Source organism: Stenotrophomonas sp. 93052_Sma (genome assembly GCF_056481145.1).
On sequence record NZ_CM151134.1, the window covers coordinates 2,752,839 to 2,766,682 of the forward strand.

At 65.4% G+C, this 13,844-nt stretch carries 11 protein-coding genes and 2 pseudogenes; 2 read left to right on the top strand and 11 right to left on the bottom strand.

The features are described from left to right. Positions 1 to 72: 72 nt before the first annotated feature. The 8 genes and pseudogenes from ACZK2V_RS12855 to moaA form a co-directional block, all read right to left on the bottom strand. Positions 73 to 1,491: a NarK family nitrate/nitrite MFS transporter gene (locus tag ACZK2V_RS12855; protein ID WP_486322439.1), complete on the bottom strand. Its 1,419-nt coding sequence runs from the start codon at positions 1,489 to 1,491 to the stop codon at positions 73 to 75. A gap of 145 nt (positions 1,492 to 1,636) precedes the next feature. Then, positions 1,637 to 2,002, bottom strand: a complete 366-nt coding sequence (locus ACZK2V_RS12860; RefSeq protein ID WP_486322440.1) for a DUF7009 family protein — start codon at positions 2,000 to 2,002, stop codon at positions 1,637 to 1,639. Beyond that, positions 1,999 to 2,547, bottom strand: coding sequence for a molybdenum cofactor guanylyltransferase (gene mobA / locus ACZK2V_RS12865; RefSeq protein ID WP_486322441.1), 549 nt, complete (start codon positions 2,545 to 2,547; stop codon positions 1,999 to 2,001). Before mobA ends, ACZK2V_RS12860 begins: the two co-directional genes overlap by 4 nt. 138 nt (positions 2,548 to 2,685) lie before the next feature. Next, entirely contained in the window at positions 2,686 to 3,186 is a 501-nt protein-coding gene (locus ACZK2V_RS12870) for a molybdenum cofactor biosynthesis protein MoaE (protein ID WP_125895830.1), read from the bottom strand. Positions 3,187 to 3,189: 3 nt separating this feature from the next. Then, complete coding sequence (locus tag ACZK2V_RS12875; protein ID WP_049423015.1) at positions 3,190 to 3,450, bottom strand: MoaD/ThiS family protein; 261 nt, start codon at positions 3,448 to 3,450, stop codon at positions 3,190 to 3,192. Continuing rightward, the gene (locus tag ACZK2V_RS12880; RefSeq protein ID WP_486322442.1) at positions 3,450 to 4,703 is read right to left on the bottom strand and encodes a molybdopterin molybdotransferase MoeA; all 1,254 of its coding nucleotides are present in this window, start codon (positions 4,701 to 4,703) and stop codon (positions 3,450 to 3,452) included. The genes ACZK2V_RS12875 and ACZK2V_RS12880 overlap by 1 nt, the downstream gene beginning before the upstream one ends. Further along, positions 4,703 to 5,696, bottom strand: a pseudogene (gene moaCB, locus ACZK2V_RS12885) (bifunctional molybdenum cofactor biosynthesis protein MoaC/MoaB). Before moaCB ends, ACZK2V_RS12880 begins: the two are co-directional and overlap by 1 nt. 8 nt (positions 5,697 to 5,704) lie before the next feature. Next, complete coding sequence (gene moaA / locus ACZK2V_RS12890; RefSeq protein WP_014037448.1) at positions 5,705 to 6,685, bottom strand: GTP 3',8-cyclase MoaA; 981 nt, start codon at positions 6,683 to 6,685, stop codon at positions 5,705 to 5,707. Positions 6,686 to 6,879: 194 nt separating this feature from the next. Here moaA and ACZK2V_RS12895 point away from each other — a divergent pair, with 194 nt between their 5' ends. Further along, positions 6,880 to 7,284, top strand: a complete 405-nt coding sequence (locus ACZK2V_RS12895) for a ribonucleotide reductase subunit alpha (RefSeq protein WP_075677990.1) — start codon at positions 6,880 to 6,882, stop codon at positions 7,282 to 7,284. Here ACZK2V_RS12895 and ACZK2V_RS12900 read toward each other — a convergent pair. Further along, entirely contained in the window at positions 7,278 to 7,607 is a 330-nt protein-coding gene (locus ACZK2V_RS12900; protein WP_005416862.1) for a hypothetical protein, read from the bottom strand. The genes ACZK2V_RS12895 and ACZK2V_RS12900 overlap by 7 nt on opposite strands. Positions 7,608 to 8,177: 570 nt before the next feature. Between ACZK2V_RS12900 and ACZK2V_RS12905 the strand changes: the two genes are divergently transcribed. Then, positions 8,178 to 8,552: a hypothetical protein gene (locus tag ACZK2V_RS12905; RefSeq protein WP_154352705.1), complete on the top strand. Its 375-nt coding sequence runs from the start codon at positions 8,178 to 8,180 to the stop codon at positions 8,550 to 8,552. A 49-nt stretch (positions 8,553 to 8,601) separates the two neighbouring features. Here the strand turns inward: ACZK2V_RS12905 and ACZK2V_RS12910 are convergent, their stop codons facing one another. Together ACZK2V_RS12910 and ACZK2V_RS12915 are read right to left on the bottom strand one after the other, a co-directional pair. Then, positions 8,602 to 9,090 (bottom strand): hypothetical protein, encoded by a 489-nt coding sequence (locus ACZK2V_RS12910; protein WP_229301028.1) that lies wholly within the window; start codon positions 9,088 to 9,090, stop codon positions 8,602 to 8,604. Beyond that, positions 9,087 to 13,800 (bottom strand): annotated as a pseudogene (locus ACZK2V_RS12915) (RHS repeat-associated core domain-containing protein). Before ACZK2V_RS12915 ends, ACZK2V_RS12910 begins: the two are co-directional and overlap by 4 nt. Positions 13,801 to 13,844 lie beyond the last annotated feature (44 nt).

The following is a 13,844-nucleotide window of genomic DNA, read 5'->3' on the forward strand; positions in this document are numbered from 1 at the left end:
CGGGGGTCTCCCTTTGCGGACATCGGCATCGTGGCTGTGTGTGTCATCTGGCTGCGGTGCGTTTTCATGTCGTCAGCAGGGTGTCTCGGCACCGCGCCGGTAGTACCACCACCAGGTCACGGCCAGGCAGGTGACGTAGAAAACAACGAATCCGTACAGCGCCATGTCGGGGCTGCCGGTCAAGGTGATGGACGAGCCGTAGCTCTTGGGAATGAAGAAGCCGCCGTAGGCACCGATCGCACCGGAGAAGCCGACCACCGCGGCCGATTCGATGCTGGCCTGGTGGGCAGCAGCCACCTTGCCCTCGGCGTTGTCGTTGGCCGACCAGCGCTCGTGCAGGGTGCGGAAGATCACCGGGATCATGCGGAACGTGGTGCCGTTGCCGATGCCACTGAGCACGAACAACGCCATGAAGCTGAGCAGGAAGCCATTGAAGTTGCCGCCCTGGCCATCACTGGGCAGGAAGTGCAGCACGCCGAACACCGCCGCGATCATCAGCGCGAACACCCAGAAAGTCAGGCGTGCGCCGCCCCAGCGGTCGGCCATGCTGCCACCCACCGAACGCATCAACGCACCCAGCAGCGGGCCGATGAAGGCGTAGGCCAGCGGGTTCACGTCCGGGAACTGGCTCTTCACCAGCATCGGGAAGCCGGCCGAAAAGCCGATGTAGGAACCGAAGGTGCCGATGTACAACCAGCACATCAGCCAGTTGTGCTTGCGGCGGAAGATCACCGCCTGTTCGGAGAACGACGAGCGGGCGCTGGTCAGGTCGTTCATGCCGAACCAGGCCGCGAGGGCGCACAGCGCGATGGCCGGCACCCAGATGAAGCCGGCGTTCTGCAGGAACAGCGGCGCCCCACCCTCCACCGTGGGCTGCGGTGCACCACCCAGCGCACCGAACACGCCCACGGTGATGACCAGGGGAATCACCGCCTGCGCCACCGACACGCCCACGTTGCCCAGACCGGCGTTCAGGCCCAGCGCCAAGCCCTGCTTCTGCTTGGGGTAGAAGAAGGAGATGTTGGACATCGACGACGAGAAGTTCGCGCCACCGAAGCCACACAGGATCGCGATGGCCACGAACACCCAGTAGGGCGTGGCCGGGTCCTGCACCGCAAAGCCGAGCCAGAGCGTCGGCGCCAGCAACGACGCGGTCGACAGCGCGGTCCAGCGGCGGCCGCCGAAGATCGGAATCACGAACGAATAGAAGATGCGCAGGGTGGCGCCGGACAGGCTGGGCAGCGCTACCAGCCAGAACAGCTGGTCGGTACTGAAGTTGAAGCCGATCTTCGGCAGGCTGATCGACACCGCCGAGAACAGCACCCAGACCGAGAAGGCCAGCAGCAGCGAGGGGATCGAGATGACCAGGTTGCGGGTGGCGACCCGCTTGCCGGTGCGCTCCCAGTAGCCGGGGTCCTCCGGCGTCCAGTCGCTGATGACGCGACCCGGACGGGCAGTGCTGCGGACAACAGGATCGCTACCGACGGTCATACATGGCTCCAAGGCTGTGGAATGACGTGGGTACTGCGTTTCAAGTTGTGACCCGTCGTCATGCAGCCATTAGGCCGTGCAGCACGGACGACGGGGTTGATCTGGATCAATCAGGGGCCGGTTTCCAGCCTGCCCCTGACAAATGTCAAACCGGTGAAGCGGTGTTGCGGCGGGTCACCCCGCGCTGGCGCACGCTGTCACGCACGTCCACATCGAACTGCAGCTGAAGCTGGCCGCCATCTTCCAGGGCAATGTCGAACGGCAGGCCATCACGGCACGGCAGCCGCGCCGCCAAGGCCTCAACGGCCGAACGTGGCAGCACCAGGCGGCAGAAGGTGCCACCGTCCAGCAGCACGGGCTGCTCGCCGCCATGCAGCGAGACCGCCATGCCCCAGCCTTCGATACCGCCGAAGCGGGTCATGTTCTCGACCGATTCGCCGGCCAGCAGGCGCGCCAGTTCGGCCTCATCCAGGCGAAGCCGTACCGATTGGTCCTGCAACTGCACTTTCATGACGCAACATCCTCCCATTGTTCGGGGGTATTGCAGTTGACCAGGCAGGCTTCGTCAACGCTTTCCAGCGCCAGCACGTGCATCTGCAGGCGACGCTGGAAGGCCTGTACCGAGCGCGGCCCCTGCGCATCATCCAGCATCGCGGCCAGCACGCTACGAGTGGCATTGTCCACATTCAACAGCATGGGAAAGGGATGCCCGTCAAAGATCGTGCATGCGCCCTGCCCCTCGGCAGCCAGCCGTTGCAGCAGCCGCGGCGCCAGCAACGGGGTGTCCACCGCTACCACCCAACCCGGGCTATCGGGCATCTGCTGCATCACGCTGTGCAGTCCACCCAGGGGACCGCAGCGCGCCACCTGATCGGGGATGCCGCCGAAGGCCGGATAGTCGCCGCTGACCCACACCCGTTCGGCGCCGGCCTGCAGCAGCAGGCCACGCATGTGTTCCAGCAGCGTGCGCCCCTGCCACGGCAGCAGCGCCTTGTCGCGGCCCATCCGGCTGGACAGGCCGCCGGCCAGCACGATGCCGTTGATGGTTCCATTCATGGTAGAGCCACGCCATGCGTGGCTGCGCCGGTTGGATACGCGGGAACGGCCCCATCCACGCATGGCGTGGATCTACTGAACCCCACGGCCATCCAGACATTCGGTGGTAGAGCCACGCCATGCGTGGCTGCAGCGGACTCAATGGTGGTGGTCGTGCGCATGGTCATGGGCATGTGCGGGTTCGCTGTCCGCATGGCACAGGCTGCAACCCTCGCTCCACTCGCTGTCGCCGTCCTCGTAATGCTCCTGCTTCCAGATCGGGCACTGGTGCTTCACCACCTCGATCAACTGCCGGCAGGCCCTGAATGCCTCGTCTCGATGCGGGCTGCCCGCAGCCACCACCACCGCCACATCGCCAATGCCCAACCGGCCCTTGGCATGGGCCACATACAGCTTCAGCTTCGGACCGAACGTCGCCTCGACCTCGGCGGCCAAGCGCTTGAACTCGTTCAGCACCAGCGGCTCGAACAGGTCATAGGTAATCCCGTTCACCGGCCGGCCGATGTTGACGTCGCGCACCTTGCCGATGAACACATCGATGCCACCGAAACCCGGATCGGACACCGCAGCGATGCCCTCGGCCGGATCGATCGCCGCCTGCGCGCGGTCCACCACCTTGGCGATGATCTTCTCGCTCATCGCTCAGCCCCCGCTTACCGGCGGCAGGATCGCCACCCGGCCATCGTCGGGCAGCGCCTCGTGGTCACGCAGCACGCGTTGCTGGTCGGCGAACGCCGAATAATCCAGCAGGCCGGCACGGAAGTCCGGCCAACGCACCGGCAGCAGCTCGCGCAGCGCCTGGCGCAGGTCGGCCACGGTGCCACCGGCCACCTCCACCGCGATCTCGCGGCTGGCATCCAGATCGGAAAACGCACCGAACAACTGCAGATTCACCTGTTTCATCATGACTCCTGGCTCACCAGCTGCACCGGGTCATGGTGACCCCAGCCCTGTACCCGCACCGGGGTGCCAGCGGTGGCCAGGTCGCCTTCGGCCTCCAGCACCACCCAGGCGTTGGCCTGCAGCATGGACATCAAACGGAATGACTCCTGCCCGGACAGCACGCGCGCACTCAGGCGCCCCTGACCGTCCACTTCCACTCGCGCCCGCGCATGGAAGCGCAGGCCCGGCGGCGTGCGCACGTCGGCCTGCAGCGGCAGCTGCAACACGGGTTCCGGTGCCAGCCCCAGCAGGCGGCGCAGCACCGGCTCCACGAAGAAGCGCTGGCCCACGGCGGCCGAGACCGGGTTGCCGGGCAGGCCGAAATACAGCGCGCCATTGGGCAGCACCGCGAACAGCAGCGGCTTGCCCGGGCGGATCGCCACCTTGTGGAACACGATGCGAGCGCCACGACCACGCAGCGCATCGGGAACGAAATCGTAGCGGCCGGCCGACACCGCGCCCGTGCTGATCAGCAGCTGCGCGCCGGCAGCCAGCGCGTCATCCAGCACCCCATTGAACGCGGCCACGTCATCGCCCACGGTGCCCTGCCAGACCACTTCGGCACCGGCGGCCTGCAGGCGGGCAACCAGATACGGCCGGTTGCTGTCACGGATCTGGCCCGATTCCAGCGTCTGCGCCGCCTCGGTCACCAGCTCCTTGCCGGTGGCGATCACCGCCGCCTTCGGCCGCGCCACCACCGCCACCTCGCCCACGCCGATGGCATGCAGCAGGGTGCGCGCGTTGATGTCCAGTACCTGCCCGGCCTGCAGCACACGCTCGCCGTCGCTCACATCCTGGCCGCGCAGGCGCACGTTCTGGCCCGGCTTCACCGTGCCCTTCAAGGCGATGCGGGTCGGGCGGCCATCCTCGCTGGCGAGGACGTCCACGTTCTCGACGGGCACCACCGTATCCAGCCCAACCGGCATGCGCGCGCCGGTCATGATTTCCCAGGCACCCTCGCCGCCTTCGGCACCGGCATCGCCGGCCGCCTGCCAGCCCTGCACCGCGAATTCGGTACCAGCTTCGAACGTCGCGCCGTTGGCGCGCAGCGCGAAGCCGTCCATTGCCGAATTGTCGAACGGCGGCAGCGACTGCCCACTGACGATGTCACTGGCCAGAGTGCGACCAGCGACCTCATGCAGCGGCAGGTGCTCGGCCGGCAGCGGCGTGGCCGCGTCCAGCAGGTGCTGCAGGGCTTCGCTGTAGGCAATCATCAGTGGCCACCACCATCGACCATCGCCAGGGCGTGGCCCAGTACCGGCGCTAGGATGTCCAGGCACTGCGCCGCCGCCTTCGGGCTGCCGGGCAATGCGAACACCAGCATGTTGCCCAGCTGCACCACTTCGGCGCGGCTCAGCCAGGCCATCGGCGTGTGCTGCGCACTCAGTGCCCGCACCATCTGCGCCAGGCCATGCACCGGCCGTGCGTTCAAGGAACGCAGCGCCTCCGGCGTCAGGTCACGCGGGCCCAGCCCGGTACCGCCGGTGCACAGGCACAGGCGCACGCCATCGGCGGCCAACGCCTGCAGGCGGCCCGCCAATGGCTCGATGCCATCGGGCAACACCTCGGCCGTCACCACCTCGCCGCCCAGCTTTTTCACGCCGGTCACCAGGGTCGGGCCAGACACATCTTCATACGTGCCTTCGCTGGCACGATCACTCAGCGTGATCACCGCGCAGGCGGCGCCCTCCAACCCCTTCGGCGCGCGGCTTGAAACGCGCGCGCTCGGCATCGTCCATGCCGTCGGGGTGCAGCCACACACCGCGCTTGCCACCTTCCTTGAACAGCAGGCGGATGCCTTCGATGCGCAGTGCCGGCTCTACTGGCTTGCTCAGGTCGTACAGGGTCAGCAGTGCCGCGTTGACGCCAGCCAGCGCCTCCATCTCCACGCCGGTGCGCGCCTCGCTGGCGCACTCGCACCACACGCGGATCGCCTGCCGTTCCGGCACCGCCGCGCAGAACACCTGCACCAGCTCCAGCGGAAGCGGGTGGCACAGCGGCATCAGCATCGAGGCCATCTTGGCGCCCTGCAGGCCGGCAATCTCGGCCATCACCAGCGCATCGCCCTTGGGCAGGCGGCGCTCGACGATCAGCGGATAGGCCACCGGGCCGGCATGCAGCTCGCCCACCGCCACCGCACGGCGGCGGGTGATGCGCTTGTCGCGGACATCGGCCATGTGGAAGGCCGCATTCAATTCCCCACTCATCGTGTTGCTCATCCTCCGATGGAGGCCAGGTGCGGGGTCAGCCCGGTCTGGCCCTGGTGCAGTCCATGCCCGGCCGCTTTCAGGCCAAGCTGTGTGGTGATGCGTGCCAGCAGCGCGTCGTGGTCATCGTCGCGCTGCAGCAGCGGGCGCAGCGGCACGCCGAACTCGCCGAACAGGCACAGCCGCAGGTCGCCCTTGGCGGTCACCCGCAGGCGGTTGCAGCCCTTGCAGAAGTCACGCGAATACGGGGCGATGATGCCGATGCTGCCGCGATGGTCGGGGTGGCCGAACTCGCGCGCCGGGCCGGCATCGGCCGCGCGCGGACGCTCGTGCCAGCCAGCGGCGAGCAGCTGCTCGATCACCACGTCGGCGCGCAGGTGGTGGCGCTGGAAATAGGCTTCGTTGTCGCCCGTGCGCATCAGTTCGATGAAGCGCACGCTGAAGGGACGGTCGCGCAGGTAGTCCATCCACTGCGGCAGCTCGTCGTCGTTCAGGCCGCGGAGCAGTACCGCGTTGAGCTTGATCGCCGGCAGGCCCAACGCCTGTGCCAAGGCCAGGCCCTGTTCGATCTCCGGCAGGCGGTCATGCCCGGTGATGGTCCTGAAGCGTTCGCGCTGCAGGCTGTCCATGCTCACGTTCAGCGCAGTCAGGCCGGCGCGGTGCCAGCCCGGCAGGCGCCGCGGCAGCAGGGTGCCGTTGGTGGTGATGGCCACCTTGCGGATGCCCGGCACTGCCGCCACGGTGGCGATGATCTCGTCAAGGTCCTTGCGCAGGCTGGGCTCGCCACCGGTCAGGCGGATCTTGCTCATGCCCAGCGCGGCAAACGCACGCACCAGGCGCGCGATTTCATCCACCTGCAGGAAGCGCGGGCGGCCATCGGCCTGGTAACCGTCGGGCAGGCAGTAACTGCAACGGAAGTTGCAGGCTTCGGTCAACGACAGGCGCAGGTACGGAAAGCTGCGTCCGAAACCGTCGGTGAGTTGGCTCATGGCTGGTCCACCTTGTTGCTCCACCGTCTTGCCTGTGCCCGGAACGGCCCGGAAACCCTCGTCTGCTGGAACGATTGCCAGAGTACGCGGCAGTCAGTTCCATGGGCATGACTTAAATCAATCGTCTTCGGCCCCGCGTGGCAGGCGTTGTGGCAGCATGCGGCTTTCCGTGCAGCGGGCGTGTGACAACCCTCATGATGATGAACGATTTCCAGCAGCTGCTGCACGCCGCCGGCCAGCAGGCTGAACCGCAACGCTTGCTGTTCGTATTCGTGCGCGCCGAGCTGCCCGAATCGCCCACCAGCGACCAGCGCGACCGGCATGACCGCCGCGAGGGTGGCACCCTGTCGCCGGTGCTGTGCGTGGACAAGCTCCCGGCCGAGGTGCCCAGCTTCCAGGCGCTGGCCACCGAATCGACCACCACCGGCATCGACTGGGACCTGGTCTTCGTGGCGGCGCTGGACGGCCGCGCCGGTTTCGCGCCCAACAGCGACGAAGCCGCGCGCCCGCTGCAGCTGATGGTCAACGCCATCCATGACGGTCAGATCGGCCGCTTCGCCGCCTTCGACCGTGGCGGCGAGCCCGTTCAGTTCTATTGAGCCACCAGCTGCAGGGTCAGGAAGAAGATCACCAGCACGGTGTTCAGCCCCCAGGCGACGGTCAGCCCACGCGCGGCTACGCCCAGGTTGGGGTTGTGCGCGGTGGGCGCCGCCCGCCACACCGCCGGGATGATCCAGCCGGTATAGAGCAGCAGCACGGCAAATACCCCCAGCAGCAGCGTGGTGCGCTGGTTGGCCAGGGCCCAGAGGGCTACCGCCCACAGAATGTTGCTGGGAATGACGCCCTGCAGCCAGAACACACTCCAGAGGCGCGAACGGCCTTGGGTGTCGGGGGTTGGGTGCAGCGAAGCGGTCGCGGTCATAAGTCTCCTTCTGGTTAGGAAACGTGCCGGACCAGCCTGCGCTTGGTGGCTGGGAACGTCAACCCGAGTCGCACGTCACGCTTTGGCGCCGGGGGAGAGCCAGCGACGCTCGACTCAGGCCCTTGCGGAGCCTGTCGCCATCGCCCCGCCCCACCCGTGCCCTTCCCTCCCCCAACCTCGACACCTGTCGCAGATTGCACGGTGTGGACGGATCACCACGCCAGCCAGCGCTGGCAGTGCTTAACAGCGTGGGAGAATGCCGAAAGCGTCTCCAATCGAGTGATGTTTGCAACTCTTCTGATTGGCATTGCACAGCGCCAGGGGCTCAGATGGCGTGCCACCGGAAAAGGGTGGCCGGGCTTCGAACACCCGAGTTGATGTTGATGTATGCGCTTGCCAGCCGGCGTCACCTTAGCGTGGCGCCGGCTGGCAATCCGTCTGCCGGCTATGGCGGGCGGTGCGTGGGGGCCTTCGGGCCCGCCGGACTGACATCAACCCGGTGTTCGAACCACGTACCGTCCGCCACTTTTATGAGTGGCGGCTACCGATTGCCCTGCACGGAGCCTTGCCATGAACGAATCGGACTTCCCGCATCTGCACGCCTACCGCAGCACCGCCCACGACGACGGTTCGCCACAGGCTGTGCCCGCAGTGGACAGGAACACCTTCATTGCCAACCTCCATCGCATCGGCGTCGGTGCGGCGGCCGATGGCCAACCCTGGCGGGAGCGGCATCAGCTGCCCGGGCGCTGCCTGGCCCTGGCCGATGCCGATTGCGCGTTGAGTGGATTGCGGGTGGTGCTGGAAATGATGCTGGCGGCCGAACGCACCCGACAGAACGGCGAACCGGAAGAGTACGTGGGAGACCGGGTGATGGAGGGGTTGGTCATGGCCTGCCAGTCGTTGTGCGCGCAGGCGATGGGGCGGTTGCAGATTGATCCGTAATGGCAGCGGACGATCAGGCTGCTCCTTCCATCATCCGACATAAGCTCTTTCATCGCGCGACCGATTGTGGCCTTCCCGCCCGACATGCCAGCGGCGTAGCGCCCTTGTCCGGTGGAATCGCGAGTACATTCCAGCGCTCGGCCAAGGTGCGTTCGACACGGACAGAAAATGACTGGGCCTCGGCGGGCGTCCTTCCTTCAGAGAAGCCGATGGCTATTTCGAAGCGATCCAATCCGAGATTCCCCGCCTCCAGTCCCGAGCCATCTTCCCGCTTGACTCCGACGTAGACGACAGGACGCTTCACGTCGACCTTTGACCTGGCAAGCTGCCGATCCAATTCAGCACTGCCATCAAAGAACTGCATTCTTTCGTCCTTGGCGATAGCGCTGAGGGTCTGCTTGAACAGATCCAGGCCCTCTTGGTCGTGCACGCAGAACTGGATCATCTTGAAGGGCCGTTTTCCGATGGCGCAAGCGCCATCGGATAATCCAAATCCCACTCCAATCAGAAGTACCACTGTCAGGAGCTTTACCATCATCGTGGCCCAACGATGCAAAGCGTTGCGGCCAATGTCGCCGCCGGACCAAAAATCAGGAAACCAAGCGCATCGTTGAGTATCGGATTGGGCCCGGATCCTTCGCCCACGATTGTGATCTGCGACCCGATTCCCAGCGGCCCAGGCGCCACCTTCCACGATACCGTGCCTGGATGGAACTGATGGCCGGGACGCGTTGAATTCACGATTGTCATGCTCTTTGAGTCCACCCATTGCGAAATGTGGTTTCGTCCGCCGTTCCCGACAAGCTCAACGTCAGGGGTGAATCCCTCTCTGGCCGGCGGCGCACCTGGGGCACTTACCACCTTTGCAGCTCTGAATGCTGACTGCGGAGAGCAGAGACTGAATCGATCAATACGATAGACGTGATCATCCTCGCACAGACCAAACGGATCAGCAGCACCAAGCGGACCTGACGACACGTATGCGTAAGTTGCCATCCCCGCGTTCAATCCAAGGGGGTCGCTCTGCGAGTACCGCCCTGCTGCCGGGTCATACTCGCGCTGGTAGTTGTAGAACAGCCCACTCGCATCCGTTGCCTGCTGCCCTGGGAAACGCAGAGCCAGCTCGAACACCACACCATCGGCATCCGGGTCGGCACTTGGTATCTGGTTGCCGAACACCTCGCTCTTGTTGCTCCACTCCCAGATCGCGACATTCCGCACCGGATCAATCACCACGCGCGGCGTGCCCAGATGATCTGGTTGGACGTAGGCCAGCTCCGGCACGCCGGTACCCGGCACATTGATCAGCGCCACCAGGTAATTATCCAGCCAGATGGCCTGTTGCTGCGCCTGGCCCGTGGCCGAGTAGTTGCCCAGCCACTGCCCTGCCTCGTCATACAGGGTGATCTGCGCTGCGCCACCGGCCGGGGTACGCAGCACGCGCTCGCCACGATGGTTGTAGCCGTAGCTCTCCAGTGTGGCGTTACCCTGCTTCACCGCGTTCATGCGATTGGCGTCGTTATAGTTGAACGTCTTGCTGCCGATGCTGGTGGTGTTGCCCGCTGCGTCATAGGTGCGCGCCTCGCCATCCACCGCAGTCAGGCGGTGGCTGGTTGCGGGATAGGTGTAGCTGGCGGTACCTGCCGAGGTGGTCAGCGCGGTGCGATTACCGGTGGCGTCATACGCATAGGTTTCGATCGGTGTGCCGGTCGTACCGTCCTGGGTCTGGGTCAGGCGACCCAGCGCGTCGTAAGCGTACTTGGCCAGCACCGTCGAGCCTGTGCCGTTCTTCAGTTCGGTGATCGAACCCACCGGATCATAGCCATAGCCCAGCGACAGGCCGCCTGCGGCCGGGTCATGCACCGCCTGGGGGCGGTAGTCCAGATCCAGCGGACGCTGCAGCTGGCGACCATTGCCATAGGTCCAACCGGTCGCCGGGCCGAAGGCCGCGTAGGTCACGTGGTTCACCACGATCTGGCGGGCCTGGCCGGGCCGGGTCATGCCGATCTGGCTGATGCGGCCCTGGATATCGCGCACGTAGTCGGCCACGCTGCCGTCGGGGTAGGTCAACGCAGTCAGGCGACCCGACTTGCTGTAGACGTAGCGCAGCGTGCTGGCGACACCATTGATCGTCTGCACTTTACGGGTGACCTGGCCGAAGCGGTCATGGCAGTACTGGGTGCTGCCATTGGCATGCAGCACCTGCCCCAGGCGCCACTTGGCAAAGCGCTCGTCTGCGGCGCAGGCAGCCGGCGCCACGTCATAGCTGTAGCCCACATCCAGATTGGGGTCCGGATAGGCGACGCCGATCAGGCGGTTGAGTGCATCGTAGTGATAGGTGGCGGTGACGCCACGCGCATCGGTGGCCGTCTTGCGATTGCCGACCGCATCCACGGTGAAGCTGCTGGCGCCACTGTCCGGGCTGACCTGGCCGGTCAGGTCACCGAACCCGTTGTAGGCGTAGGTGGTGTGCAGTCCCTTCGGGTCGGTGATCTGGGTGACCTGGTCCAGCGCGTTGTACTGGCTGCGCATCTCCGCCGCCACGCCGCCGACGTTCCGCAGGGTCTGCGCCAGACGGTTCAGCGGATCGAACTGCTGGCTGGTCACCCGCTGCAGGGCGTCGGTCACCGTCTGCGGGTTGCCATTGGCATCATAGGCAAAGCCGGTGGCGTGATTACCTGCATCCTTCAGCGCGGTCAGCTGGCCGAGCGTGTTGAACGTCCTTGCCAGGGTACGACGCAGGGTGCCGCCAGCATCCAGCGTGTCTTCCTTGAGGCGGTTGCCGGCATTGTCCAGCGTGTAGTGGATCGTGTTGCCTGCGTTGTCCTCGATGTCGGTCAAGCGCAGCGCAGCATCGTAGACGTAGGAAACGCTGCTGCCATCCGGCTCGGAGATCTTCTGCACCTGGCCCGTCGGCCAATAGCTCAGCTGGGTGACCCGATCCTCGGCAGTGGTCGCGCCGCGTACGGTGATCGAGGTCGGCCAGCCGCGAGCATGGTACGTGTAATCGGTGACCACGCCGTTGGCGTCCTTGACCGACAACGGCCGCCCGAACGCGTCGTAGGCCAAGGTCTCGACCGTCTGGCCCAGCGCATTGGTCACGCTGCGCAGGTCGCCCTTGCGATAGCTGCAGGCGCCATTGGCCGCGCATCCCGCATCATCCGCCGGGTAGTAGGCGTAGGTAACGGCATCGACCACATCCGTGCGCGGACCATCCACGCTCTTCAGCAGCCCTTCCACAGGGCAGCTCCCTGCCGCAGCCACGTCCGCAGCTTCGCAATACGTGTAGCTGGTGATGCGCGCCTGACCGGAAGCGATGTCGGTCACCGTGTTGGTTGTCGGCTGGCGCCGGGTATTGAAGGACGTTCGGGTTTCACGATTGCCGATGCGGGTGGTCAGTACCGCATTGGTTTCGACGTCGTCGCGCGGTGGTCACCGCCCGCTGTTCGGGCAGGCCGACCGCTTCGGTCACGGTATGGATGCTGACGGCACGACCGCTCACCGGGTCGGTGCCCTGCGCATAGGTGTGCTTGGTCTGGATGCCGCGGTGATCGGTGTAGGTATCCAGACGGCGGCGGAAGTCGACACTCTGGTCGTAGTAGGTCCGGCTGACGGCTCCCTGCGAATCACTCAGGCCGGTTACCTTGCGCGACGGCGCGGTGTCGCCGCCGGGTGTCAGGGTGTAGTCGGTCTGCCGCCCAAGCGCGTCAGTCACGACTGCACCGCCGTTGGGGCTGTAGGCGAGCGTCACGCCATCGGCACCGCCAGCGTGCTGACTGGAGATAACACGGCCGATGGAATCATAGGTAAAGGTGCTGTAGCGCCGACCGTCCTCGGCGGTGATGCCGGTCAGGTGCTGGGGGAAGTCCTGGTTCTCGTAGTGATACGTGCGCACCCCGCCACCCGCATAGGTCACCGTGGCGACCTGGTTCTGAGGCGTGTAGGTATAGGTGGCCAGCGGAATGCCTTCGACTAGCACCGAACTGATCAGCGCCTCGTAGTCGTTGGACTGGTAAACGAACTCCAGCGTGCGGCCACTGCTGTGGGTGACGGCCGCAAGGCGATCGCTGTCATCGTAGATATAGGTCAGCGACGTGCCATCCGGGAAGCGCTTGGCGACCAGACGCCCGTCCGGGCCGAAGATCGAGATGGAATCCGCCGAGTACAGGGTCCAGTTGCCGTTCTGGACCAGACGATCGCCACTGTCGTCGTCCGCCTCATAGGCCTGGCCGATTTTCTTGAATGCCCTTTGGAAACCGGTACTTTCAATGATGCCCACACTGTCAACGCCATCCAGTGCCAGGTGGGCGCCCAGCGAGTGGGTCCAGCCATAGCCGAAGCCACCGGATGAGGTGGAGATGCCGGAGTGATAGAAGCGCGTCAGCGCGATCCAGCCCAGATCGAAGTCCGGCGCGATCTCGTACTTCTCGCCCGTTTTGACGTCACACGGATTGCCGACATTGCCGTCGCAGGTACCGCCGTTGGAGGCCGGGTCCTTGTCGGGAAGCGGACTCATGTTCGTAGCTGTATCGTTACGGGACATCGGGCAGCTGCCGTTGCCGCCATCCTTGTCGCACTTCTGCGACTTCGAGGTGATGGTCGCAACGAACTCTTCGCTGACGCAGGCGCTGTGCTTGTTGGACCACTGCGTGAGCGGAACCGGGCAGTTCAAGCGCCGGGTACGCGCGACCGCAACCGTCCCGGTATACGGGGTGCACGGCGATTCAGCCGTATTGTTGCCAGCCATTGAAGTCAGATCGTAGTAGCGTGACTCGATGACACCTTCCTGATCGGGCGAAGCCGCAAACCAATCGCCAGACGGAGTGACCGCCGCCCCGGGGCACACGGGATTGCTGGCTTGTTGGTCCGCAAGAAAATCGGCCACCATCGCCTCTTCCGTCGGGAATATGTCACGCCCGATGTAGGACCAGTCCGGGTCGGAGGGCTGCGTCTTCCCCATCCAGTAGGTGATCGACGTGTTTCCGTTCAAGTCCACGACTTTCGACTTGATCTTGTCGACAGATTGCCAGCCGAACTGGAACTCCGGTGGGAACGGGCTGGGTGCGGGCAGGTTCTTGATGGCAGCCACCGCCGCCTGTTGGGTCTTGTATTGCGTCGCATCGCCGCCGGGCTGCGAAATGCGCCAGGTAATCTTGCTTTCCTGCGCCTGTGCCACTGCAGAGGCGAAGCAGCCGAGGGCAACCATCGCCAGCACGGCACGCGAGAGGGTCTTCAGTCGTTCCAACATCCCTGTTCTCCTTCCTGGACGAACACAGCGCCGGCGGGAACGAG

Bases quoted from the DNA above. Each gene is read 5' to 3' on its own strand.
- ACZK2V_RS12860 (WP_486322440.1), bottom strand. From the start codon at position 2,002: ATGAAAGTGCAGTTGCAGGACCAATCGGTACGGCTTCGCCTGGATGAG.
- ACZK2V_RS12855 (WP_486322439.1), bottom strand. From the start codon at position 1,491: ATGACCGTCGGTAGCGATCCTGTTGTCCGCAGCACTGCCCGTCCGGGT.
- ACZK2V_RS12895 (WP_075677990.1), top strand. From the start codon at position 6,880: ATGATGATGAACGATTTCCAGCAGCTGCTGCACGCCGCCGGCCAGCAG.
- ACZK2V_RS12900 (WP_005416862.1), bottom strand. From the start codon at position 7,607: ATGACCGCGACCGCTTCGCTGCACCCAACCCCCGACACCCAAGGCCGT.
- ACZK2V_RS12905 (WP_154352705.1), top strand. From the start codon at position 8,178: ATGAACGAATCGGACTTCCCGCATCTGCACGCCTACCGCAGCACCGCC.
- ACZK2V_RS12870 (WP_125895830.1), bottom strand. From the start codon at position 3,186: ATGAGCGAGAAGATCATCGCCAAGGTGGTGGACCGCGCGCAGGCGGCG.
- ACZK2V_RS12875 (WP_049423015.1), bottom strand. From the start codon at position 3,450: ATGAAACAGGTGAATCTGCAGTTGTTCGGTGCGTTTTCCGATCTGGAT.
- mobA (WP_486322441.1), bottom strand. From the start codon at position 2,547: ATGAATGGAACCATCAACGGCATCGTGCTGGCCGGCGGCCTGTCCAGC.
- ACZK2V_RS12910 (WP_229301028.1), bottom strand. From the start codon at position 9,090: ATGATGGTAAAGCTCCTGACAGTGGTACTTCTGATTGGAGTGGGATTT.
- ACZK2V_RS12880 (WP_486322442.1), bottom strand. From the start codon at position 4,703: ATGATTGCCTACAGCGAAGCCCTGCAGCACCTGCTGGACGCGGCCACG.
- moaA (WP_014037448.1), bottom strand. From the start codon at position 6,685: ATGAGCCAACTCACCGACGGTTTCGGACGCAGCTTTCCGTACCTGCGC.